The sequence below is a fragment of the Azospirillum terrae genome (genome assembly GCF_053470425.1).
Genome location: NZ_JBPXMR010000014.1, coordinates 29,287 through 49,992 on the forward strand (window position 1 = coordinate 29,287; position 20,706 = coordinate 49,992).

Here is a 20,706-nt window from a genome sequence, read left to right on the forward strand (position 1 = left end):
CCGTAATCCTCTTCGGTCATCGGATTGGAGTCGGGGTCGAACTGCCGCATGCGGTACGCCTTTCGAGTCGTTTTCCGTCCTGAATAACATTTGACAGGCTGAAAACGTCACGACAACGGCGTGACCTTCGGGGTGCAACCTTTGTGACGCGCCCAGGGCCGCAGCTGGCCGGCTGCGGCCCTGGGATGGACCTGGAGCGAGTGGCGGCGATCCGGTCAGGTGGACGGCTTCGCTTCGCCGGTGATGGCGGGCTTCGCCGGCATCTCCTCGGCCAGCCCCTTGTATGCCAACCCGCCCGCCACCCCGCCGAGCAGCGGCGCGACCCAGAACATCCAGAGCTGCTGCACCGCCCAGCCGCCGACCACCAGCGCCGGACCGGTGCTGCGCGCCGGGTTCACCGAGGTGTTGGTGATCGGGATGCTGATCAGGTGGATCAATGTCAGGGCCAGCCCGATGGCGAGGGGGGCAAAGCCCGCCGGGGCACGACGGTCGGTCGAGCCGAGAATGACGAGGACGAAGAAGAAGGTCAGCAGGACTTCGATCAGCAAGCCCGAGGCCATGGCGTACCCGCCCGGCGAATGCGACCCGTAGCCGTTCGCCGCAAGGCCGTTCACCGCCAGACTGTAGTCCGCCTTGCCGATGGCGACGACGTAGAGCGCGAGCGCAGCGGCAAAGGCGCCCACCACTTGGGAGACGACGTAGGGCAGGATGTCCTTGGCCGGGAACCGCCCACCCGCCCACAGGCCGACCGTCACGGCCGGGTTGAGGTGACAACCGGAAATGTGCCCGATGGAATAGGCCATCGTCAGGACGGTGAGACCGAACGCCAGGGAGACACCGAGCAATCCGATGCCGACCTGCGGGAAGGCCGCTGCGAACACCGCGCTGCCGCAGCCGCCGAAGACCAGCCAGAACGTTCCAAGGAATTCGGCTGACGTGCGCCGGACCATAGTCATGCCCACCTCCCAATGCTGTCGCGGATGCCGCCGGGCCGGCGTTTGCCGGCCCCGTGCAGACCTGGGCAGAATAGACCCGCTCAGGTTTGATCGTGGCACACGCGTGTGGGCAGCGCGCTTGTTCGAAGGAGCAGGTGTTAAGCTGAAAGATCGTCCCCTCTGGCCAGGGCGGCGTCTTCACCACCCGTCTGCGCGGATCTACGACTCTCCCGACGCCGTCAGCGCCGGCGAAGCCTGCGCGGATGGCGCCTTCGGCACCACCCTCTCCCCAGCGGCGAGAGGGATCGGCTCCCGCCCTGTCACCGCGCGGTCCACGCCGTGCGAGACGGCGCGGTGGCAGTGCTCGGCCAGGGCCTTGCGGCTGGAGAAACCGTCCATGGTGACCGGCGCGTGGAACTCGACCTCGACCGTGATGCGGCCGGCGGCGAAGGCCTGCCAGAGGTGCGGCGCCAGGTCCATGTCGCCGTACCACGCGTAGAACGGCCGGAACGCCATCCCCATCGGCAACCCGTCCAGCCGCGTCGCGGTGATGCTGACCGGCTGCACGGTCAGCGGCCGGCCGTCGATGCGGGTGCCGGCCACGGCGAACAGCGCGGTCTTGAACGGCAGCGTGCGGTTGCCGTCGCTGGACGTGCCCTCGGGGAACAGGATCAGCGTGTCGCCGGTCTCCAGCCGCCCTTTCAGGTCGTCGCGCTGGCGGGCGGTGGTGCTGCGCGCCTTGCGCTCGATGAACACGGTCTGCTGGAGCTTGGCGAGGAAACCGAACATCGGCCAGCCCGCCACCTCGCTCTTGGCGACGAAGGAGCCGTGGATCAGCGCCCCCAGCACCGTGATGTCCAGATACGAGGAATGGTTGGAAACCACCAGCACCGGCCCCGTCTGCGCGAGCGCGCCGCGCACCACGATGTCGAGGCCGACGATGCGGGCGCAAACGGCGTGGTAGAGCCTTGGCAGGCGGAAACGCAGCGGCGACTTCAGCGCCAGGACCAGCACCTGCGCCGGCACCAGCAGCGCGGTCCAGCTCAGATAGGCGATGAGGCGGGCAATGCCGAGCACCGGTGATGTCATGGCGTCCGCCCCGCCCGCCGTCAGGCGATCTGCGCGTCGCGGGTGCGCCGCTCGTAGTGCTTGGAATACTTGTCGGTGATCAGGTCGGTCTTCACCACGATGCTGACGTCGGTGGTGTTGAACTGCCGGTCGATCACCGCGCCGTCGCCGATGAAGCCGCCCAGGCGCAGATAGCCCTTGATCAGCGGCGGCAGCTCGACCAGCGCGCGCTTCACGTTGATCTGCTCCCTGGGCATCAGCGCCATGTCGACGCGCAGGCCGGGCAGCGCCACCGGGCGCAGCTCCGGCGGGGCCAGATGGTGGTAGTGCAGGTAGGACAGCGGCTCGGCCAGCGCCTCCACGTCGGTGCCCGGCAGGCTGGCGCAGCCGAACATGATCTCGATGTCGTGATGGAAGACGTAGGCGGCGATGCCGCGCCACAGCAACTGCATGGAACCGCGCGTGCGGTACGCCGCATCGACGCAGGAGCGGCCCAGCTCCAGCACCTGACCCGGATAATCGATGAAGGGGGTGATGTCGTATTCGGCGCTGGAATAGAAGCGGCCGGCCTTTTCGGCGGCGGGGCGGCGGATCAGCCGGTAGGTGCCGACCACCTTCTCCGGCCCGGAGCCGCGGGCATGGTCGATGACCAGCAGATGGTCGCACAGCGCGTCGAAATCGTCGAAGTCACGGCCGCGCGCCGCCATCTCGGGCGAGGGAACCGCCGCCATCTCGTTGTAGAAGACGCGATAGCGCAGGGCCTGCGCCGCCTCGATCTCGGCCGCCGACTCGGCCAACCGAACCTCGAGGGAGCCCATGCGCAGCTCGCTCGAGCCGCCCTGCTCCGTGCTCTGGTCCGTGCTGGTGTCAGACATCGTTCGGATCGCGCTGGTCGCCAAAGGGGCGGAGCGCCCCGGCCCGGCAGCCGGATGCGTCCACCGGTAGGGATACCACGAAGCGGAGCCCAGCGGTCAACCGCTTCGTCTCTGCCACTTCGTCTCTGCACGTGCGGGCCGCCCGCACGGCCGCCAACCGCCCAACCCGTCCCGGGCATCGCCACCGCGCCGCCCGGGAGACGAAAGACCGCTCAGGCGACGCCGCGGCGGGCGCGGGTGCCCAGGCCGATCTGCTTGGCCAGCGAGCTGCGCTGACGCGCGTAGTTCGGCGCCACCATCGGATAGTCGGCCGGCAGGCTCCAGCGCTCGCGGTATTCCTCGGGCGACATGTTGTACGCCGTTTTCAGGTGCCGCTTGAGCATCTTGAGCTTCTTGCCATCTTCCAGGCACACGATGTAGTCGGGCGTCACCGACTTCTTCAGCGGCACGGCGGGCTGCGGACGCTCCTCGACGGCCACCGGCTCCGACCCTACGTTCGAAAGGGACTTGTAGACCTGTTCGATCAGCACCGGAAGATCGCTGAGGGCCACCGAATTGTTAGAGACGTGCGCCGCAACGATCTCCGTTGTCAGAGACAACAGCGCATTGGAAGGGGACCCATTGCTCATGTAAGCTTGCTCCACGGCTTGGCGTTCTCCTATCATATAAAGAGGTTCGCTGCGCCGTGCAATATCCGATGTTTTCCGCAAAGAGGAAACCGTGCACGAACCAAAGACCGCAAATTACTTCCTGGACGTCACGACCGAGGTATGTCCGTTAACCTTCGTGCGTACGAAGTTGATGGTCGAGCGCATGGCGGCCGGCGAGACCCTTGAAGTCCGCTTGAATGCCGGCGAACCCTTGGAGAACGTGCCGCGTTCTCTGACCGAACTCGGTCACGCCATCCTCTCGGTGGAACCCGAAAACAGAGAAGATCTGGCCGGTCCACACCGCCTTTGGGTGCGGAAAGGTTAACGTCAATTCGGAAACGAATGACGTAAAACAAGCGCGGCCAACCGGCCTTGTGGGCGAATGTAATACCCCGGTCGTATCCCGACTTGTGCAAAGCCGCTATGCGCGTAGAGCGCGCGGGCAGCACCGTTGTCTTCGGCAACTTCGAGGAACAGCGCGGTGGCGCCGCGCTGTTGCACTTCCGCGCATACGGCGTCTACCAGCCGACGGCCAAGCCCGCCGCGCCGCGCAGCATGCAGCACACCGATGGCGAGTATTTCGGAATCCTCGGCAACGACGCGGGCCAGCGCGAAGCCAACGGGTTCGCCGTCCCGGTCCACCGCCAGCAGGCCGAAGGTGCCGGGCTGGCCCAGCAGCGTCTCGATGAAGTCCGCCGTCCACGGGTCGTCGGGGAAACACGCCTGCTGGACGGCCGCCAGCACCCGACCTTCCAGCACGCCGGCCGGCTGGATCGACACGGTGCTCATGTCTTGGCCTTTGGCAGGGTGATGTCCGGCGGGCGCAGGTAGAGCGGCTGCGGCGGCAGCCCTTCGGCGCGTTGCGCGCCCAGCGCCGCCACCACAGCGGCGTCGGGCAGGCCCGACCCGGCGGCGTACGCCACCTCCGGCCGCCCCTCCAGCACCGGCTTGAGCAACGCCGCGCCATCGCCGGCGACCAGCAGCGGCCCCCCGATCAGCGCTGGCGGCAGCCACGCCGGCACATCGGCCGGTGCCAGCAGCACCGGTTCGCCGAGCGGCGCCAGATTGGCATCGAATAATTGCAGGAACGGCTCGGCACGGCGGGAGTCCACCGCCACCAGCACCGTGCGGCCCTGCCGCTCCGCCTCGGGCAGGGCGTGCGCCAGCGCCTCGAAGGTGGTGAGGCCGATCACCGGCACCCCCGCTGCCAGCGCGAAGCCGCGCGCCGCCGCCAACGCGATGCGCAGCCCGGTGAAGGCGCCCGGCCCCACCGTCACCGCGATGCGGTCGAGATCGGCGAAGCCCAGGCCGGCATCCGCCAGCACCGCCTCGACCATGGGCACCAGCGCCTCCGCCTGCCCGCGCGCCATCGGTTCGGCGCGGCGCGCGGTGACCCGCCCGTCGTCCCACAGCGCCGCCGAACAGCCCGACGTGGCGGTGTCCAACCCCAGAACCCTCATGCCCCGACCTTTACGCCCGACCGTCCAAGCCTTGCGGCCACAGGCCCTACGATGCCCGCGGCGGCGGCGCGGCGCAACACTGTTGCATCCATGCATCGGCTGGACACGCAGCGCGCGTGCGACCGGGTGCAGGCTTGTTCGCGACGGCCCGGATGTGCCACACCAGCCACACTATGACGCTCCGCCGCGCCGCCATCACCGCAGCCCTCGCCGTCTGGGCCCTGTTCGCCCCGCCGGCCGGCCCTGCCGTGGCCGCGGAGAGCAGCAGCGCCGCCCCTAGCGCGGTGGTGTTCGCCTACAACCGCTTCGGCGAGGATCAGTCTCCCGGCAGCAGCATCCGCATCGACCAGTTCGTCGCGCATCTGGAAGAGCTGACCACCGGCGGCTACGCCGTGCTGCCGCTGCCCGCCATCCTCGACGCGCTGAAGGCCGGCAAGCCGCTGCCCGACCGCGCGGTCGCCATCACCGTCGACGACGCGACGCGCTCGTTCTTCACCGAGGGGTGGCCGCGGCTGAAGGCGGCCGGGCTGCCGTTCACGCTCTTCGTCGCCACCGACCCCATCGACCGCGGCGCCGACACCCACATGACCTGGGCCGAGCTGCGCCAGCTCCAGGCCGCCGGGGTGACCATCGGAGGTCTCGGCGCCACCACCGGTTCGCTGGTCGAGAGCACGCCGGAGGAAGCGCGGGCCGAGCTGCGCCGCATGTCCGACCGCTTGAAGGCCGAGCTGGGCCGCGCGCCGACGCTGTTCGCCTATCCCGAGGGCGAGTCGTCCCGCGCTCTTCAGGAACTGGCGGGCGAGCAGGGCTTCACCGCCGCGTTCGGCCAGCAGTCGGGCGTGCTCTACCCGCGCGCCGATCTGCGCGCCCTGCCGCGCTTCGTGATGAACGAGGCCTACGGCAGCGTCGAGCGCTTCCGGCTGGCCGCCAACGCGCTGCCGCTGCCGGTGTCGGACCTGACGCCGGACGACCCGCTGCTGACCGTCAACCCGCCGCCCCTGGGCTTCACGGTGTCGGGCGAGGTGGGCGACCTGTCGCGTCTGGCCTGCTTCGCCTCCGGCCAGGGCCGCACGCGGCTGGAGCGCATCGCCGAGGATCGCATCGAGGTGCGCATCTCCGACCCCTTCCCGCCCGGCCGCGCCCGCGTGAACTGCACGCTGCCCACCCCCGAGGGCCGCTGGCGCTGGTTCGGCGTGCAGTTCGTCATCCCCGACGACGACGACTGAGAGCACGACGCGAAAAAGGCCCGGCGCGGTGCGCCGGGCCTTTGCCGTTCGTTCCGAAGAAAGGCGCCTCAGCGCAGCGCGCGGACTTCCTGCACTTCCGGGATGTAGTGGCGCAGCATGTTCTCGATGCCGGCCTTCAGTGTGGCGGTCGAGCTGGGGCAGCCCGAGCACGCGCCCTTCATGTGCAGGTAGACGACGCCCTTGTCGAAGCCGTGGAAGGTGATGTCGCCGCCGTCCTGGGCCACCGCCGGGCGCACGCGGGTGTCGAGCAGTTCCTTGATCTGCTGGACGATCTCGTCGTCGTCCTCGCCGATGGCGTTGTCGTCGGCGGCTTCGCTGAGCAGCACCGGGCGGCCGGCGGTGAAGTGCTCCATGATGACGCCGAGGATCGACGGCTTCAGCAGGAACCAGTCCTTGGGGCCGGACTTGGTGATGGTGATGAAGTCGGCGCCGAGGAACACGCCCTCCACCCCGTCGATCTCGAACAGGCGCTGCGCCAGCGGCGAGCGCGCCGAATCCTCGCGGCTGGTGAAGTCGGCGGTGCCACGGCCGAGCACGTCGCGCCCCGGCAGGAACTTGAGGGTGGCCGGATTGGGAGTCTGCTCGGTCTGGATGAACATCGTCGTCTCGTCCTTGTGCACAGGCCGCGCTGGATGATGGTTGGAGGTGGAGGCTGGCGGCGTGTAGGAAACTTGGGCAGAATCGCCCGTTAGATCAACCATGGTGTCGGTGTGGTTATTCGGAAAGACCTAAAAGCATACGCCCTGCCCCTCGCCGCGTTCGCCGGGGGGTGGGCGCTGATGATGCTGGAGATCCTCGGCGGGCGGCTGATGGCGCCGCAGTACGGCTACTCGGTCTACCAGTGGGGCGCGGTGATCGGCGTCGTGCTTGGGTTCATGGCCGCCGGCTATTGGAAGGGCGGGCAGGTCGGCGACGGGCCGGACGCCATCCCGGCGCTGCGCGGCGCGCTGCTGGCCGGGGCTGCGTGGTCGGCCGTCACGCCATGGCTGGGGCCGGCGGCGCTGGCCGGAGTGGTGGCGTCGGGGCCGCAAATGGGGTCGCTGATCGGGGCGGCGCTGCTGCTCGGCGTGCCGTCGTTCGCGCTGGCCATGGTGTCGCCGATCTGCGCCGGAACCATCGCCGCCGAAGGGCGGGCCTCGGCCGCCGGGCGGGTCTACGCCATCGGCACGCTGGGCAGCATCGGCGGCACCTTCTTCGCCGCCTTCTTCGCCATCCCGACCATCGGCGTCTCGGCCGGCTACGCCGTCGCGGCGGCGGTGCTGGCGGCCGCCTGCGCGCTGGTACCCGGCGGGCGGGTGTACGCCGCCGGTGCCGCGGTGCTGGCGCTGGGTGCCTTGGGCGCCATCCACGAGGAGGGGCGCGGCTTCGCGCTGTACCGCGAGACGCCGCACAACACCATCTTCGTGCGCGAGAACGACCAGGAGATCCGCCTGCACCTGAACCTGCTGGCGGCGACGCAGTCGCGGCTGCGCAAGGACGGCAGCCCGACCGGCCTGTACTACGACGCGTTCGCCGCCGCGCCTTTGCTGGCCGGGGGCACGCGCACGCTGATCCTCGGGCTGGCGGGCGGGGTCGGCGCCATGAACATCCGGCGCGCGTGGCCGGACGCCGACATCCTCGGCGTCGAGCTGGACCCCGCGGTGGTCGAGGTGGCGCACGAGAAGTTCGGGCTGACCGGCGTGCGCGTGGCCGTCGCCGACGCCCGCCGCTTCGCCGAGACCTCCACCGAACAACACGACGTGATCATCGTCGACCTGTACCAGGGCGCCAGCATCCCGTTCTTCACCGCGACGCGCGAGTTCTTCGCGGCGCTGGAGCGCCGGCTGGCGCCCGGCGGGGCGGTGATGATGAACGTCGCCTCGCCCGGCGACCGCAACGTGCTGATCGGCCCGCTGGGCGCCACGCTGAAGGCGGTGTTCCCCTCGGTGTTCGTCAGCAGCGTCGGCAGCGGCAACTACTTCCTGATCGCCACCAAGTCGGAACGCACGCTCGCGGACATCCGCGCGCGCCTGGACCGGGCGCCGCCCGCCGCGCAGTCCGCGGCGCGGCGCATCGCCGAGTCGCTGGTTGCAGCGGACACCGCCGGTCATCCCGTGCTGACCGACGACAAGACCGACATCGACCTGCGCAGTCTGGTGGCGCTGTACGGGCGGTGATTACGTGATCGCGTCCAGTTGCTCGTTCGACAGCCCGCCGGGCACGACGGTGACGGGGATCTGCAGCTTCAGCACGCCGCGCCCGGTGAAGTAGGTGATCAGCGGGCCCGGACCCTCCGGCCCGGTGCCGGCGGCCAGGACCAGGATGGAGATGCGCGGCTCCTCCTGGATCAGCGCCATCAGCTCGTCGCGCTCGTCGCCCTCGCGGATGTAGAGGATCGGCATGGTGCCGCCGGTCATCGCGTTGACCTCGCGCGCCAGCTTTTGCAGCTTCTGCTCCGCCTCGCTGCGCTGTTCCTCGCGCATCAGGTTCTCGACGGCCAGCCAGGACTGCGCCTCGGCCGGCTCCAGCACGTACAGCAGCGCCACCCGGCCGCCGGACTTCCTGGCGCGCAGGCAGGCGTAGCGCAGCGCCACCTTCAGCTCGGGGCTGTCGTCCACCACGACGAGGAAGATGCGCTGAGTCTCCGGGGCCGGAGCGGAAGCGGTCGGTTCGGTCATCTACACCCTCCGGAAGATCGAGCCGGCGAACCAGCCGGCGGCGAGTGCGCCCAGCACCGCCGCCAGCCCGTAGCTGAACGGCTGGCTGCGGGCGAATTCGAAGACTTCGGCGCTGAAGCCCACCTTGGACACCACCAGCGGCGTGGTCTGGGCGCTGATCACGTCGCCGTCGCGGATCAGGAACACTTCGACGTTGTAAAGGCCGGTCGGCACATTGGCCGGGAAGTAAATGTTGGTGCGGAACAGCCGCTCGCCAAGGAACGCCACCTGCCCCAGCGTGACGCCGTACAGCCCGCCGCGCTGTTTGGTGCGGATCAGCGCCGCACGGTACTCGGCCAGCGTGCCGGCGGTCGGCGGTTCCTTGGGCTCCATGCGCAGGTGCGCCAGGCCGATCTGGTGGCGCTCCAGGACGGGAGCGCGGACGAACTGCTCCAGCGGCCGGTTGGTCGCCACCACGTAATAGCTGGGCACCTGATCGAAGACGACCTTGTCGCGGTTCACCCAGATGCCGGCGACGCGCGCCTTGCGGCGCACCGTGGCGACGGTCCGCGGCCCGGTCACCACCACGGCCACGTCGCCCGGCCCGTCGGTGGAGCCGAACAGCACCACCTCGGTCCCGGTGAAGCCGGTGGTGATGGCGATGAGGTGGCTGGACAGGTCGGCCACGAGCTGCTGTGCGCGCGCGGTCGTCGCCAGCACGACTGCCAGCACCGCACCGGCCAGCGCCGCGGCCAGGATTGTACTGGTCCGTCGCGTCATCCCGGCAGCCCGGTGATGACGGAGAAGAAGTCCTCGGGCGGCGCCACCAGATCGAAGGCCAGCTTGCCGGCCACCGACACGACGATGACCGCCAGCAGGGTGCGCGCGTACTCGCCGCGGATCCTGGTGCCGGCGCGGGTGCCAAACTGCGCGCCCACCACGCCGCCGACCAGCAGCAGGAACGCCAGCATGACGTCCACCGTCTGGTTGTTGGCGGCTTGCAGCAGCGTCGTCACCGCCGTGGTGAAGATGATCTGGAACAGCGAGGTGCCGGCCACCAGCGCCACCGGCATGTTCAGCAGGTAGATCATGGCCGGCACCAGCAGGAAGCCGCCGCCGATGCCCATGATCGCCACCAGCACGCCGCCCACCGCGCCGATGCCCGCCGGCAGCAGCGCCGAGATGTACAGCTTCGATTTCTGGAAGCGCATCTTCAGCGGCAGGCCGTGCAGCCAGATGTGGTGGTGCAGCTTGCCGCGCGTCAATTGCGGGCTGCGCCGGCGGATCAGCGCCCGCACGCTCTCCACCAGCATCAGCGAGCCGATGACGCCCAGCAGCAGGACATAGGTGAGCGAGATGGTCAGGTCGATCTGGCCCAGCCGCTGCAAGCGGCCGAAGATCCACACGCCGATGGTCGTGCCGACGAGGCCGCCCATCAGCATGACGATGCCCATCTTGACGTCGACGTTGCCGCGCCGCCAGTGGGCGAGCACGCCCGACACGCTGGCGGCGATGAGCTGGTTGGCCTGGGTGCCGACGGCGATGGAGGGCGGCACGCCGAGGAAGATCAGCAGCGGCGTCAGCAGGAACCCGCCGCCGACGCCGAACAGCCCCGACAGGAACCCGACGACCGCCCCCAGCAGGAGGATCACCAGGGCGTCGACCGACATTTCGGCGATGGGCAGATAGACTTGCATGGGGAATCCTAACCCATGCGGCAAAACTAAAAAAGTCCAAGTCCCCTCCCCCAGCCCCGCTGGGGGAGGGTTAGGGTGGGGGCAACGGCTGTTCCGAGAAACCGTAGCCCTCACCCTCCCCACTTCGTGGGTCCCCTCCCTCTCCCACATTGAGTGGGAGAGGGCATGAATTTACACCACGCCCTTCACCAACTCGCTCAGCGACGCTTCCGGCCGCGCGCCCACATGGCTGATGACCTCGGCCGCCGCGACGGCGCCCAGCCGGCCGCACACCGCCGGGGCGAGCCCGCGCGTGTAGCCGTACAGGAAGCCCGCGGCGTACAGATCGCCCGCCCCCGTGGTGTCCACCACCTTGGCGACCGGCTCGGCCTTCACCTCGACCACCTCGCCGCCGGACACGATGACCGCGCCCTTCTCCGAGCGGGTCAGCGCCGCCACCTTGCCCAGGCGCTTCACCGCCGCGAGCGCGTCGTCGAAGTTGTCGGTGCCATACAGCGCGCCGATCTCGTGCTCGTTGGCGAACAGGACGTCCACGTGCGTCTCGACGAGGTCGAGGAACTCCGCATGATGGCGGTGCACGCAGAAGCTGTCGGACAGCGACAGCGAGACCTTGCGGCCGGCGGCGTGCGCGATGCTCGCGGCCTTGCGGAACGCCTCCTTGGCGCGCGCCGGGTCCCACAGATAGCCTTCCATATAGGTCACCTGCGAGTTGCGGATCAGCGCCTCGTCGATGTCCTCCGGCCCCAGCTCGACGCAGGCGCCGAGGAAGGTGTTCATCGAGCGCTGGGCGTCCGGCGTCACCAGGATCAGGCAGCGCGCGGTCGGCGCCCCATTCGTCAGCGCCGCCGTGGCGAAGTGCACGCCGGCCGCACGGATGTCGTGCGCGAACACGGTGCCGAGCTGGTCGGAGGCCACCTTGCCGATGTAGGCGCCCTTGCCGCCCAGCGCCGCGATGCCGGCCATGGTGTTGCCGGCCGAGCCGCCGGAAACCTCGACGCCCGGCCCCATGCGGCCGTACAGCTCCTCGGCGCGGGCGGTGTCGATCAGGGTCATCGCCCCCTTCTCGATGGCGTTGGCGGCGAGGAAGGCGTCGTCGGCATGGGCGATCACGTCGACGATCGCGTTGCCGATGCCGGTGACGTCGAATTCGGCCGAGGCCATGGGGGCTCCTATCAGGTCAAAAGCGGAGGAAAGCGGCGCGAGTATAGCGACGGTACGCCCACCCACAACCCCCCGCCTTACCCCTGGGCTTGCCCGATCCCGCCGCGGGCTTTAGAAAATCAGCGCTCCTTTGACGAGGCCCCCATGCTCCGCGCGCTGCTTCTCGGTTTCTCCCAGTTGTCGGACCCCGGATCGCGCCGCGTGGTGTGGATCAGCGTGGCCGGGGCGGTGCTCGCCTTCATCGCGCTGTTCCTCGGCGTCGAATGGGCGCTGACCAGCACCGCGCTGACCAGCTGGTCATGGGTGGACTGGATCATCCGGACGGCGGGCGGCGTGCTGATCGTCGGGCTGTCGTGGCTGCTGTTCCCGGCGGTGGTCGCCACGCTGGCCAGCTTCCTCCTGGAGGAGGTGGTGCGCGCGGTGGAGCGCCGGCATTACCCGCACCTGCCCGAACCGCTGCGCGCCAGCACCGCCGAGGAGGTAACGACGGCGCTGCGCTTCCTGGCCGTGGTGGTGCTGGTCAATCTGCTGGCGCTGCCGCTGTATCTGCTGCTGCCGGGCATCAATCTGGTGGTCTATTACACGGTCAACGGCTACCTGTTGGGCCGCGAATATTTCGAGCTGGTCGCCAACCGCCGGCTGGGGCGACGCGATGCCGCACTGATGCGGAAGACCCGTCCGCTGAAACCTTTTTTGGCCGGCGTCACCATTGCCTTCCTTTCGACCGTGCCGTTGTTGAACCTTCTGGCGCCGGTGATCGCCAGCGCGTTCATGGTGCACGTCTTCCAGTCCATGAATGGCCCCTTGCGGGCGGCTGGAAGACCATGATACCCCGCTGGATATGGTTCGTCGCGCGGACCATGGCACCGTCACCACGACACGCGTTCTTGACCTGACAGACCTGGGGACCAAAACGTCATGCTGTTCGGACGAAAGACTCTGCCGACCGCGACCCCGAAGCCCGAGGACGCACCCGCCGTCCAGGACGCGCCGCCGGCCGCGCCGGAGGCTGCTGCCGGTGAGCCGGCGGTGCCCGCGTCGCCGCTGACGTCGCCGCCGACCGGTGCCCAGCCCGCGCCCTTCGGCGCCACCTCTTCCGCGGTGCCGCTGCGCCCGCCGTTTTCCGACAAGGGACCCGAGATGAACACCACCCCGCCGAAGCCGCCCGCCGGTCCGTCGCCCGCCTCTTTCAAGCCGAGCGACATTCCGCGCCGCACCGTCGACGTGCCCGGCATGACCCCGCGCAAGCCGGACGGCTACGCCATTCCGGGCGCCACGCCCGCGCCGATCCCGGCCCCGGTCGCGGCCCCCGCCCCGCCCCCCGCCCCGGCGCCGATCGTCGAGCAGCGCCGCCTGATCGTCGGCCGCGACATCTCGCTGTCGGGTGAGATCGGCTCGTGCGACGTGCTGGTGGTCGAAGGCACGGTCGAGGCCAAGCTGCGCGACGGCCGCTCCATCGAGATCACCGAGAACGGCCTGTTCAAGGGTTCGGTGGAGATCGACGAAGCCGACATCGGCGGGCGCTTCGAGGGCGACCTCATCGTGCGCGGCCGCCTGATGGTGCGCTCGACCGGCAAGATCACCGGCTCGATCAAGTACGGCGAGCTGTCGGTGGAAGCCGGCGGCCAGCTGGTCGGCGACATCCAGGTGCACAGCGCCGCGGCGTCCAAGCCCGTCCTGGTCGCGACCCCGGTTGCGGCGCCGATGCCGCTGTCGGTCCCGTCGTTCGCCAGCGCCGACGCCGAATAAGCCGTTTCGGTTTACACAAAAAAGGCGGGGAGCCGGTGCTTCCCGCCTTTTTTGCGTCTGGGTTCTAAACGCCGTTAAACGCCCCCCCTTAAACGCCCTTGTCCGGCGCGTCGCACAGGTCGGCGATGGGGCAGCGCAGGCAATCCGGCTTGCGGGCCTTGCAGATGTAGCGGCCGTGCAGGATCAGCCAGTGGTGGGCATGCCGCAGGTACGGCTTCGGTATCGCCTTCAGCAGTCCCTGCTCCACCTGTTCCGGCGTCTTGCCCGGCGCTAGGCCTAAGCGGTTGGCGACGCGGAAGATGTGCGTGTCGACCGCCATCGTTTCCTCGCCGAACGCCACGTTCAGCACCACGTTCGCCGTCTTGCGCCCGACACCCGGCAGCCGTTCCAGCGCCTCGCGGTCGCGCGGCACGTGGCCGCCGTGCTCGCGCACGAGGATCTCCGACAGCTTGATGACGTTCTTCGCCTTGGTGTTGAACAGGCCGATGGACTTCACGTACTCGCGCAGCCCCTCCTCGCCCAGATCCAGCATCTGCTCGGGCGTGGTGACGCGCTGGAACAGCGGGCCGGTGGCCTTGTTGACGCCCACGTCGGTGGCCTGCGCCGACAGCACCACGGCCACCAGCAGCGTGTACGGGTTGACGTACTCCAACTCGCTTTTCGGCTCGGGGTTGGCGGCCTGGAGCCGGCGAAACATGTCTTCTATGGCGGCGGGTTTCATGGCCGCGACTGTACCGCCGGAGGGCGGCGGTGCGCAAACCTGACGACAACGGATGGGGCATACACCATGCCCATGACGAGCATCGCCAAACAGGGCATCGCCGAACCGGCCTCCGCCGCGCGCGTCTTCTTCGACGCCGTCCTGCACCCGCACCGCAGCCTGGGGCGGCGGGGTTTCTTCATTCTGATGACGGTCTTTGCCGGAGCGAGCACGGCGATCAGCCTTGCCTTCTACCTGCTGGGCGCATGGCCGGTGGTGGGGTTCTTCGGGCTGGACGTGCTGCTGCTGTGGTGGGCGTTCCGCGCCAATTACCGCGCCGCCCGGCTCTATGAACGGGTGCGGCTGACCGAGGACGAGCTGACCGTGCAGCGCGTCGCCTGGAAGCAGCCCGACCGGCGCTGGAGCTTCCAGCCCTACTGGCTGCGCGTCAGCATGGACGACCCGCCGGAGCACGAGAGCCAGGTGACGCTCAGCTCGCACGGGCGGACGCTGACCGTCGGCTCGTTCCTCACCCCCGACGAGCGGCTGGAGTTCGCCAACGCGCTGCGCGGGGCGTTGCGGGTGTGGCGCCGCGCGCCGTGTGCCCCCTGCGCGCCGGAGCCCGTGGGGTGAATCTCGCAAGAATCGGGTTGGTCCGGCCGTCCGGCCACGCCACTCTCGTGGGCGGAACACGGAGTTTGTTGCCATGACCGCCATGACCGTTGACCTCGACGCCCTGCACCACCGCGCGCTGACGTCCGCCATCCGCCACTTGGTGGAGCACTGGCAGGACCAGCCCTCGCTGGAGGAACTGGCCGGCGTCGCGGGGATGAGCCCCTTCCATTTCCAGCGCCTGTTCACCCGCTGGGTCGGCATCAGCCCGAAGCGCTTCGTGCAGTTCCTGACGCTCGGCCACGCCAAGCGCCTGCTGACCGAGAACCACAGCGTGCTGGACACCGCGCTGGACGTCGGGCTGTCCGGCCCATCGCGGCTGCACGACCTGTTCGTCGCCTGCGAGGCGATGACGCCCGGCGAGTACAAGGCGCTGGGCGGCGGCCTGACGATCCGCTGGGGCCTGCACGACTGCCCCTTCGGCCGGGCGCTGGTCGCCACCACCGAGCGCGGGGTGTGCTGGCTGAGCTTCGCCGACGAACCGGACGGCAGCGATGCGATGACGGAGTTCACCGCCGAATGGCCGGCCGCCCGGCTGGTCGAGGACCCGGACGCCACGCGCCCGACCGCGGCGCGCGCCTTCGACTGGGACGGCGGAGGAGCGGAGCCGTTGCGGCTGCTGATGCGCGGGACGAACTTCCAGATCAAGGTGTGGGAGGCGCTGCTGCGCATCCCCACCGGCGCGGTGGTGAGCTATGAGGACGTGGCCCGCGCCATCGGCCAGCCGACCGCCTTGCGCGCGGTGGGGGCGGCGGTGGGCCGCAACCCGGTGTGCATCCTCATCCCCTGCCACCGGGTGATCCAGAAGTCCGGCATCATCCACAATTACCGCTACGGCGTGCCCCGCAAACGCGCGCTGCTGGCCTGGGAACAGGCGAAGGTGACGGGGGACGAGGCTGCGTAGAAACCCTCTCCCCCTGGGGAGAGGGTGGCGCGGAGCGCCGGGTGAGGGGGTTTTCGGGGGACCGGAAACATCCGCATTGCGGGACCCCCTCACCCCAACCCTCTCCCCAGCGGGGAGAGGGAGAGACCTACAGCCCCAGCACGTCCCGCATGGAATACAGCCCCGGCTGCTTGTCGGCGGCCCACAGCGCGGCGCGGACCGCGCCCTTGGCGTAGATCTGCCGGCCAGAGGCCTTGTGGGTCAGTTCGATGCGCTCGCCATCGCCGGCGAACATCACCGTGTGGTCACCAATCACGTCGCCGCCGCGCAGCGTGGCGAAGCCGATCTCGCCGCGCGGGCGCACGCCGGTGATGCCGTCGCGGACCTTCTGCCAAACGTCCGGCAACGCCACCCCGCGCCCGGCCGCCGCGGCGCGGCCGAGGCCAAGCGCGGTGCCGCTGGGCGCGTCCACCTTGTTGCGGTGATGCATCTCCAGCACGTCGATGTCGAAGTCTTCGCCCAGCGTGCGCGCCACCTGCTCGACCAGTGCGAACAGCAGGTTGACACCGACCGACATGTTCGGCGCCTGGACGATGGGCGTGTGCGTCGCCGCCGCCGCCACCGCCGCCTGTTGGGCGGCGTTTAGCCCCGTTGTGCCGAGGATGTACGCCGTCTCGCCCTGGGCGGCGAGCGCGGCGTGCCGCTCGGCGGCCTCAGGGGAACTGAAGTCGATAACGGCATCGGCCTCGGCGAACAGCACCGCCGGGTCGTCCACCACCATCACGCCCAGCGGCGCCAGCCCGGCCAGCGTGCCGATGTCCTTGCCCGTTGCCGGCCCACCAGGGCGCTCGGTGCCGCCGGCCACCGTGCAGCCCGGCGTCGCGGCGATCTCGCGCACCAGCATCTGCCCCATCCGCCCCGCGCACCCAACAACACCAATCTTCATAGCGGCCTCCCGTAGTCTCTTGGCGAAGCAGTATCACACGCGAAGCCGCCGCTAAACCCTCTCCCGCCCCGGGAGAGGGTGGCCGCGACAGCGGCCGGGTGAGGGTCGCGCAAGGATCCTCGGAGTACCCTCACCCGGCGCCTTGCGGCGCCACCCTCTCCCGGGACGGGAGAGGGAATTCAGCCGCCAAGGCACTCCGTCAAACCTTTGGCCAGCCCGCGCATCAGCGTGAAGTACAGGTCCGGCCCTTCCGGGATGGCGGCGCCCTCGGGGTCGAGCACGCCGGTGCGGGCCTGGGTGCCGTCCACCACGGTCTTCACCAGCTTCGGCTCGAATTCCGGCTCGGCAAAGACGCAGGTGGCGCCCAGCGCCTTGACCCGGTCGCGGATCACCGACAGGCGCTTGGCCGACGGCGGGCGATCCGGGCTCACGGTGATCGAACCGGCGGCGTTCAGCCCATAGCGGTTCTCGAAATACTGGTAGGCGTCGTGGAACACCACGAAGCGCTTGTCCACCACCGGCGCCAGCGCCGCCTTCAGCTCGGCGTCCAACGCGTCCAAACGCTGGCCCAACGCCGCGGCGTTGGCCTTGTAGACGGCAGCGTTGGCCTTGTCGCGGGCGGCCAACGCCACCGCGACGGTCTCGCCGATCTCCTTGGCGTTCATGGGGTCGAGCCAGATGTGCAGGTTCAGCTCGCCATGGTCGCCGTGGTGCTGGGAATGGTCGTGCTTATGGCCGTGATTGTGCGCTTCCCAGGCGCCGCCCTCACGCGGCTCCAGCATGGTCAGGCCGGCGGCGAACATCAGTTCGATCTCCTGCGTCTTCTTGGGCAGGTTCGCCACCGGACGCGCCATGAACGACTCCAGCGCCTCACCGACCCAGACGACGATGTCGGCGTCCTTGATCGCCTTGGCGTCCGAGGGCTTGAGCGCGTAGTCGTGCGGCGAGGCGCCGCCGCGCACCAGCAGCGTCGGTTCCCCCACCCCCTGCATCACCGCCGCGACCAGCGAGTGCAGCGGCTTGATGGAGACGACGACCTTGGGCGCCTCGGCCCAGGCCGGCGCGGCCGACAGGCCGAGGAGAAGCGTGAGAGATGCGAGCGCGCGGCGCATGGCAGACCTTTCCCAGTGGACAGACGGATCGTTTGGGGGCATGTACATCGAGCCGCCAATGTGACGTTATAACATAACATGTCAACCCTTCCGATCCACAGGCCACCACTGATCGAAGCACACGGGCTGACGGTCGCCCTGGGCGGCCGGACGGTGCTGAACCGCGTCGATCTGACCGTCCATCCCGGCGAGGTCGTCACACTGATCGGCCCCAACGGCGCCGGCAAGACGACGCTGGTGCGCGCCGTGCTCGGGCTGGTGAGTCCGACGACCGGCGAGGTGCGGCGGATGCCGGGCTTGCGCATCGGCTACATGCCGCAGCGCCTGAACATCGACGCCACGCTGCCGCTGACGGTGCGCCGTTTCCTCGGCCTGTGGCGGCCGGTGCCGCGGGCGCGCATGGACCGGGCATTGGCCGAGGCCGGCGTTACGCACTTGGCGGAGTCGCCGGTGCAGGCGATCTCCGGCGGCGAACTGCAACGGGTGCTGCTGGCCCGCGCGCTGTTGAGCGAGCCGCACCTGCTGGTGCTCGACGAGCCCGACCAGGGCGTCGACGTGCACGGCCAGGCCGAGCTGTTCGACCGCATCGAGGATCTGCGCCGCTCGCACGGCTGTGGCGTGCTGCTGGTCAGCCACGATCTGCACACGGTGATGGCGCGCACCGACAAGGTGGTGTGCCTGAACGGGCACGTCTGCTGCTCCGGCCACCCCGAGGACGTCAGCCGCCACCCGGAATACCACGCGCTGTTCGGCCGCCACGCCGACCAGCTGGCGGTCTATGTGCATCGCCACGACCATACCCACGCCACCGACGGGCACGTCGTGCCCGGCGCCGGAGGGGACTGCTGCGACCATGAGCATTAAACATGGATGACTTCATCGTCCGCGCGCTGGTCGCCGGCTGCGGCATCGCCGCGCTGGCCGGGCCGCTGGGATCGTTCGTCGTGTGGCGGCGCATGGCGTATTTCGGCGACACGCTGGCGCACTCGGCGCTGCTCGGCGTCACGCTGGGGTTCCTGCTGGGCGTCGATCCAACGCTGGGGGTGATGGCCGTGTGCGTGGTGCTGGCGCTGGTGCTCGTCGCCTTGCAGCACCGCCGCGCGCTGGCCTCCGACACGGTGCTCGGCATCCTGTCGCATTCGGCGCTGTCGCTAGGCCTCGTGGCGGTGTCGTTCCTGGAGACGCTGCGGGTGGACCTGATCGGCTATCTGTTCGGCGACCTGCTGTCGGTCAGCACCGACGACCTGCTGCGCATCTACAGCGGCGGCGCCGTGGCGCTGGCGCTGCTGGTGCTGCTGTGGCGGAGGCTGCTGGCGGTGACGGTGGACGAGGATCTGGCGAGGGTCGAGGGCATGCCGGTGATGGCGTTGCGGCTGGCGTTCATGCTGCTGATCGCGCTGGTGATCGCGGTGGCGATGAAGATCGTCGGCGTGTTGCTGATCACCTCGCTGCTGATCATCCCCGCCGCGGCGGCCCGCCGCTTCGCCCGCACGCCCGAGCAGATGGCGATCCTGGCGGCGGCGTTCGGCATGGCGGCGGTGACCGGCGGCATCCTGGCCTCGCTGCGCTGGGACCTGCCGGGCGGACCCAGCGTCGTGGTGGCGGCGTTCGTTCTGTTCCTGGCGAGCAACCTCGTGCCGTTGCGGCGGGGTTAGACGGAATAATTGATTAAACCTTTGAAGATATTTCTTTTCCGTCATCCCCGCGCAGGCGTGGATCCAGGACTTCGCAATGAAGCGGCTGAGATGGCCTGGATCCCCGCCTGCGCGGGGATAACGGTTAGGAGAGCGTGGTCGCTTCCAGCCGGCGCCCATCTCTCGCTCTCACTTGGGCCACGGTTCAGCTCCGAGCAGCGCCGCAACGATGCGCGCTTCCACTTCGACGGCCTTCTTGTCCTCTTCGGTTTCAGCCTTCGCCAAAACAAATTCAACAATGGCGTCTGGGTCCCTCGGGTCCCAGCCACGCTCCAAGATCCATTCCCGGCGGGTCTGACGCGCCATGGCCGCCTCCGCTGCCCCACATCAGGCGTATATCTGGCGTTCGCAGCCCTGTATCCCAAGCCCCCGCCTTGCCGCCACGGATACCACACCGTATCTTGGGCTTGATCAGGGAAGGGATCCATACCGAAATGGTCGAGACACGCACCGGGCCTCGCGTGGGGCTGTTCGTCACCTGTCTGGTCGATTTGTTCCGGCCGACCGTCGGTTTCGCCGCGGTGAAGCTGCTGGAGGATGCCGGCTGCACCGTGGACGTGCCGCGCGGCCAGACCTGCTGCGGCCAGCCCGCCTACAACTCCGGTGACCGCAAGACCGCGCAGGACCTCGCCCGCCAGGTCATCGCCGCCTTCGAGGGGTTCGACTACGTGGTCGTGCCCTCCGGCTCGTGCGGCGGCACGATCAAGAAGCACTACCCCCTGCTGCTCGCCGACGATCCGGCCTGGGCGCCGCGGGCGCAGCACCTGTCGGCGCGCACCTACGAACTGGTGTCCTTCCTGGTGGATGTGCTGAACATCACGTCGGTGAACGCGCGCTACGACGGCAGCATCACCTACCACGACAGCTGTTCCGGCCTGCGCGAGCTGGGCGTCAAGGCGCAGCCGCGCCAACTGCTCGCCTCCGTCCAGGGGCTGGAGATCAAGGAATTGCCGGGCTCCGAGGTGTGCTGCGGCTTCGGCGGCACCTTCTGCGTCAAGTACCCGGACGTGTCGAACCAGATGGTCGAGGACAAGACCGCCGCCATCCAGAGCACCGGCGCCGGCACGCTGCTGGCCGGCGACGTCGGCTGCCTGCTCAACATGGCCGGCAAGCTGAAGCGCCAGGGCTCGGCGGTGAAGGTCCGCCACGTGGCCGAGGTGCTGTCCGGGCTGGCCGACGAGACCCCGCCCATCGGCGACACCGCGCGCTGAGGAGCCCTTG

The 20,706-nt window shown here is 69.3% G+C and carries 25 protein-coding genes; 10 read left to right on the top strand and 15 right to left on the bottom strand.

The genetic code is table 11. The annotated features are described in order from the left end of the window. Positions 1 to 215 precede the first annotated feature (215 nt). From aqpZ to ACSVDD_RS24830, 4 genes are all read right to left on the bottom strand, one after another. A complete protein-coding gene (gene aqpZ, locus ACSVDD_RS24815) occupies positions 216 to 956 on the bottom strand; it encodes an aquaporin Z (RefSeq protein ID WP_448192097.1) in 741 nt (246 codons plus the stop codon). Positions 957 to 1,154: 198 nt separating this feature from the next. Further along, entirely contained in the window at positions 1,155 to 2,024 is an 870-nt protein-coding gene (locus tag ACSVDD_RS24820) for a lysophospholipid acyltransferase family protein (protein ID WP_448192098.1), read from the bottom strand. Positions 2,025 to 2,044: 20 nt separating this feature from the next. Continuing rightward, complete coding sequence (locus ACSVDD_RS24825) at positions 2,045 to 2,878, bottom strand: GNAT family N-acetyltransferase (RefSeq protein ID WP_448192099.1); 834 nt, start codon at positions 2,876 to 2,878, stop codon at positions 2,045 to 2,047. A 212-nt stretch (positions 2,879 to 3,090) separates the two neighbouring features. Further along, positions 3,091 to 3,507: a Ros/MucR family transcriptional regulator gene (locus ACSVDD_RS24830; protein WP_448192100.1), complete on the bottom strand. Its 417-nt coding sequence runs from the start codon at positions 3,505 to 3,507 to the stop codon at positions 3,091 to 3,093. Between the two features lie 91 nt (positions 3,508 to 3,598). On the opposite strand from ACSVDD_RS24830, the gene ACSVDD_RS24835 reads away from it, so the two are divergent. Next, on the top strand, positions 3,599 to 3,853 hold the full coding sequence (locus ACSVDD_RS24835) for a sulfurtransferase TusA family protein (RefSeq protein ID WP_448192101.1): 255 nt from the start codon (positions 3,599 to 3,601) through the stop codon (positions 3,851 to 3,853). Positions 3,854 to 3,855: 2 nt separating this feature from the next. Here the strand turns inward: ACSVDD_RS24835 and ACSVDD_RS24840 are convergent, their stop codons facing one another. After that, positions 3,856 to 4,317 (bottom strand): GNAT family N-acetyltransferase, encoded by a 462-nt coding sequence (locus tag ACSVDD_RS24840; protein ID WP_448192102.1) that lies wholly within the window; start codon positions 4,315 to 4,317, stop codon positions 3,856 to 3,858. Next, positions 4,314 to 4,973: a tRNA (adenosine(37)-N6)-threonylcarbamoyltransferase complex dimerization subunit type 1 TsaB gene (gene tsaB / locus ACSVDD_RS24845; RefSeq protein ID WP_448192103.1), complete on the bottom strand. Its 660-nt coding sequence runs from the start codon at positions 4,971 to 4,973 to the stop codon at positions 4,314 to 4,316. The genes ACSVDD_RS24840 and tsaB overlap by 4 nt, the downstream gene beginning before the upstream one ends. 188 nt (positions 4,974 to 5,161) lie before the next feature. Between tsaB and ACSVDD_RS24850 the strand changes: the two genes are divergently transcribed. Continuing rightward, entirely contained in the window at positions 5,162 to 6,214 is a 1,053-nt protein-coding gene (locus tag ACSVDD_RS24850) for a polysaccharide deacetylase family protein (RefSeq protein WP_448192104.1), read from the top strand. Positions 6,215 to 6,282: 68 nt separating this feature from the next. Here the strand turns inward: ACSVDD_RS24850 and ACSVDD_RS24855 are convergent, their stop codons facing one another. Further along, complete coding sequence (locus ACSVDD_RS24855) at positions 6,283 to 6,834, bottom strand: NifU family protein (RefSeq protein WP_448192105.1); 552 nt, start codon at positions 6,832 to 6,834, stop codon at positions 6,283 to 6,285. Positions 6,835 to 7,014: 180 nt separating this feature from the next. On the opposite strand from ACSVDD_RS24855, the gene ACSVDD_RS24860 reads away from it, so the two are divergent. Then, positions 7,015 to 8,391 carry a fused MFS/spermidine synthase gene (locus tag ACSVDD_RS24860; RefSeq protein ID WP_448192106.1) on the top strand — a complete coding sequence of 459 codons (1,377 nt, stop codon included), beginning with the start codon at positions 7,015 to 7,017 and terminating at the stop codon, positions 8,389 to 8,391. Here the strand turns inward: ACSVDD_RS24860 and ACSVDD_RS24865 are convergent, their stop codons facing one another. The 4 genes from ACSVDD_RS24865 to ACSVDD_RS24880 form a co-directional block, all read right to left on the bottom strand. Continuing rightward, entirely contained in the window at positions 8,392 to 8,892 is a 501-nt protein-coding gene (locus ACSVDD_RS24865) for a universal stress protein (RefSeq protein WP_448192107.1), read from the bottom strand. Next, complete coding sequence (locus ACSVDD_RS24870; protein WP_448192108.1) at positions 8,893 to 9,651, bottom strand: TIGR02186 family protein; 759 nt, start codon at positions 9,649 to 9,651, stop codon at positions 8,893 to 8,895. After that, complete coding sequence (locus ACSVDD_RS24875) at positions 9,648 to 10,568, bottom strand: sulfite exporter TauE/SafE family protein (protein ID WP_448192109.1); 921 nt, start codon at positions 10,566 to 10,568, stop codon at positions 9,648 to 9,650. Before ACSVDD_RS24875 ends, ACSVDD_RS24870 begins: the two co-directional genes overlap by 4 nt. Before the next feature lie 171 nt (positions 10,569 to 10,739). Then, positions 10,740 to 11,729, bottom strand: a complete 990-nt coding sequence (locus ACSVDD_RS24880; protein WP_448192110.1) for an adenosine kinase — start codon at positions 11,727 to 11,729, stop codon at positions 10,740 to 10,742. Between the two features lie 144 nt (positions 11,730 to 11,873). Between ACSVDD_RS24880 and ACSVDD_RS24885 the strand changes: the two genes are divergently transcribed. Beyond that, positions 11,874 to 12,557: an EI24 domain-containing protein gene (locus ACSVDD_RS24885; protein WP_448192111.1), complete on the top strand. Its 684-nt coding sequence runs from the start codon at positions 11,874 to 11,876 to the stop codon at positions 12,555 to 12,557. Between the two features lie 90 nt (positions 12,558 to 12,647). Next, positions 12,648 to 13,478 carry a bactofilin family protein gene (locus tag ACSVDD_RS24890; protein ID WP_448192112.1) on the top strand — a complete coding sequence of 277 codons (831 nt, stop codon included), beginning with the start codon at positions 12,648 to 12,650 and terminating at the stop codon, positions 13,476 to 13,478. An 88-nt stretch (positions 13,479 to 13,566) separates the two neighbouring features. On the opposite strand, the gene nth is transcribed toward ACSVDD_RS24890, so the two are convergent. After that, on the bottom strand, positions 13,567 to 14,199 hold the full coding sequence (gene nth, locus ACSVDD_RS24895; RefSeq protein WP_448192113.1) for an endonuclease III: 633 nt from the start codon (positions 14,197 to 14,199) through the stop codon (positions 13,567 to 13,569). A gap of 66 nt (positions 14,200 to 14,265) precedes the next feature. On the opposite strand from nth, the gene ACSVDD_RS24900 reads away from it, so the two are divergent. Together ACSVDD_RS24900 and ACSVDD_RS24905 are read left to right on the top strand one after the other, a co-directional pair. Further along, positions 14,266 to 14,811, top strand: a complete 546-nt coding sequence (locus tag ACSVDD_RS24900; RefSeq protein ID WP_448192114.1) for a DUF2244 domain-containing protein — start codon at positions 14,266 to 14,268, stop codon at positions 14,809 to 14,811. Positions 14,812 to 14,884: 73 nt separating this feature from the next. Further along, the gene (locus ACSVDD_RS24905; protein WP_448192115.1) at positions 14,885 to 15,754 is read left to right on the top strand and encodes a methylated-DNA--[protein]-cysteine S-methyltransferase; all 870 of its coding nucleotides are present in this window, start codon (positions 14,885 to 14,887) and stop codon (positions 15,752 to 15,754) included. Between the two features lie 127 nt (positions 15,755 to 15,881). Here ACSVDD_RS24905 and dapB read toward each other — a convergent pair whose 3' ends face one another. Both dapB and ACSVDD_RS24915 read right to left on the bottom strand, forming a co-directional pair. Continuing rightward, entirely contained in the window at positions 15,882 to 16,679 is a 798-nt protein-coding gene (gene dapB / locus ACSVDD_RS24910; protein ID WP_448192116.1) for a 4-hydroxy-tetrahydrodipicolinate reductase, read from the bottom strand. A 179-nt stretch (positions 16,680 to 16,858) separates the two neighbouring features. Continuing rightward, on the bottom strand, positions 16,859 to 17,791 hold the full coding sequence (locus ACSVDD_RS24915) for a zinc ABC transporter substrate-binding protein (protein WP_448192117.1): 933 nt from the start codon (positions 17,789 to 17,791) through the stop codon (positions 16,859 to 16,861). Positions 17,792 to 17,869: 78 nt separating this feature from the next. Between ACSVDD_RS24915 and znuC the strand changes: the two genes are divergently transcribed. Next, positions 17,870 to 18,655, top strand: coding sequence for a zinc ABC transporter ATP-binding protein ZnuC (gene znuC / locus ACSVDD_RS24920; RefSeq protein ID WP_448192118.1), 786 nt, complete (start codon positions 17,870 to 17,872; stop codon positions 18,653 to 18,655). 2 nt (positions 18,656 to 18,657) lie between these two features. Beyond that, a complete protein-coding gene (gene znuB, locus ACSVDD_RS24925) occupies positions 18,658 to 19,446 on the top strand; it encodes a zinc ABC transporter permease subunit ZnuB (RefSeq protein ID WP_448192119.1) in 789 nt (262 codons plus the stop codon). Positions 19,447 to 19,614: 168 nt separating this feature from the next. Here the strand turns inward: znuB and ACSVDD_RS24930 are convergent, their stop codons facing one another. Beyond that, positions 19,615 to 19,791: a hypothetical protein gene (locus ACSVDD_RS24930; protein ID WP_448192120.1), complete on the bottom strand. Its 177-nt coding sequence runs from the start codon at positions 19,789 to 19,791 to the stop codon at positions 19,615 to 19,617. Between the two features lie 128 nt (positions 19,792 to 19,919). On the opposite strand from ACSVDD_RS24930, the gene ACSVDD_RS24935 reads away from it, so the two are divergent. After that, positions 19,920 to 20,696 (top strand): (Fe-S)-binding protein, encoded by a 777-nt coding sequence (locus tag ACSVDD_RS24935; protein WP_448192121.1) that lies wholly within the window; start codon positions 19,920 to 19,922, stop codon positions 20,694 to 20,696. The last annotated feature ends 10 nt before the right edge of the window (positions 20,697 to 20,706 follow it).

What these genes read in the sequence shown, in the direction of transcription:
- aqpZ (WP_448192097.1), bottom strand. Translation starts at nt 956, where the DNA reads ATGACTATGGTCCGGCGCACGTCAGCCGAATTCCTTGGAACGTTCTGG.
- ACSVDD_RS24820 (WP_448192098.1), bottom strand. Translation starts at nt 2,024, where the DNA reads ATGACATCACCGGTGCTCGGCATTGCCCGCCTCATCGCCTATCTGAGC.
- ACSVDD_RS24825 (WP_448192099.1), bottom strand. Translation starts at nt 2,878, where the DNA reads ATGTCTGACACCAGCACGGACCAGAGCACGGAGCAGGGCGGCTCGAGC.
- ACSVDD_RS24830 (WP_448192100.1), bottom strand. Translation starts at nt 3,507, where the DNA reads ATGAGCAATGGGTCCCCTTCCAATGCGCTGTTGTCTCTGACAACGGAG.
- ACSVDD_RS24840 (WP_448192102.1), bottom strand. Translation starts at nt 4,317, where the DNA reads ATGAGCACCGTGTCGATCCAGCCGGCCGGCGTGCTGGAAGGTCGGGTG.
- ACSVDD_RS24850 (WP_448192104.1), top strand. Translation starts at nt 5,162, where the DNA reads ATGACGCTCCGCCGCGCCGCCATCACCGCAGCCCTCGCCGTCTGGGCC.
- ACSVDD_RS24855 (WP_448192105.1), bottom strand. Translation starts at nt 6,834, where the DNA reads ATGTTCATCCAGACCGAGCAGACTCCCAATCCGGCCACCCTCAAGTTC.
- ACSVDD_RS24860 (WP_448192106.1), top strand. Translation starts at nt 7,015, where the DNA reads ATGATGCTGGAGATCCTCGGCGGGCGGCTGATGGCGCCGCAGTACGGC.
- ACSVDD_RS24865 (WP_448192107.1), bottom strand. Translation starts at nt 8,892, where the DNA reads ATGACCGAACCGACCGCTTCCGCTCCGGCCCCGGAGACTCAGCGCATC.
- ACSVDD_RS24870 (WP_448192108.1), bottom strand. Translation starts at nt 9,651, where the DNA reads ATGACGCGACGGACCAGTACAATCCTGGCCGCGGCGCTGGCCGGTGCG.
- ACSVDD_RS24875 (WP_448192109.1), bottom strand. Translation starts at nt 10,568, where the DNA reads ATGCAAGTCTATCTGCCCATCGCCGAAATGTCGGTCGACGCCCTGGTG.
- ACSVDD_RS24880 (WP_448192110.1), bottom strand. Translation starts at nt 11,729, where the DNA reads ATGGCCTCGGCCGAATTCGACGTCACCGGCATCGGCAACGCGATCGTC.
- ACSVDD_RS24885 (WP_448192111.1), top strand. Translation starts at nt 11,874, where the DNA reads ATGCTCCGCGCGCTGCTTCTCGGTTTCTCCCAGTTGTCGGACCCCGGA.
- ACSVDD_RS24890 (WP_448192112.1), top strand. Translation starts at nt 12,648, where the DNA reads ATGCTGTTCGGACGAAAGACTCTGCCGACCGCGACCCCGAAGCCCGAG.
- nth (WP_448192113.1), bottom strand. Translation starts at nt 14,199, where the DNA reads ATGAAACCCGCCGCCATAGAAGACATGTTTCGCCGGCTCCAGGCCGCC.
- ACSVDD_RS24900 (WP_448192114.1), top strand. Translation starts at nt 14,266, where the DNA reads ATGCCCATGACGAGCATCGCCAAACAGGGCATCGCCGAACCGGCCTCC.
- ACSVDD_RS24905 (WP_448192115.1), top strand. Translation starts at nt 14,885, where the DNA reads ATGACCGCCATGACCGTTGACCTCGACGCCCTGCACCACCGCGCGCTG.
- dapB (WP_448192116.1), bottom strand. Translation starts at nt 16,679, where the DNA reads ATGAAGATTGGTGTTGTTGGGTGCGCGGGGCGGATGGGGCAGATGCTG.
- ACSVDD_RS24915 (WP_448192117.1), bottom strand. Translation starts at nt 17,791, where the DNA reads ATGCGCCGCGCGCTCGCATCTCTCACGCTTCTCCTCGGCCTGTCGGCC.
- znuC (WP_448192118.1), top strand. Translation starts at nt 17,870, where the DNA reads ATGTCAACCCTTCCGATCCACAGGCCACCACTGATCGAAGCACACGGG.
- znuB (WP_448192119.1), top strand. Translation starts at nt 18,658, where the DNA reads ATGGATGACTTCATCGTCCGCGCGCTGGTCGCCGGCTGCGGCATCGCC.
- ACSVDD_RS24930 (WP_448192120.1), bottom strand. Translation starts at nt 19,791, where the DNA reads ATGGCGCGTCAGACCCGCCGGGAATGGATCTTGGAGCGTGGCTGGGAC.
- ACSVDD_RS24935 (WP_448192121.1), top strand. Translation starts at nt 19,920, where the DNA reads ATGGTCGAGACACGCACCGGGCCTCGCGTGGGGCTGTTCGTCACCTGT.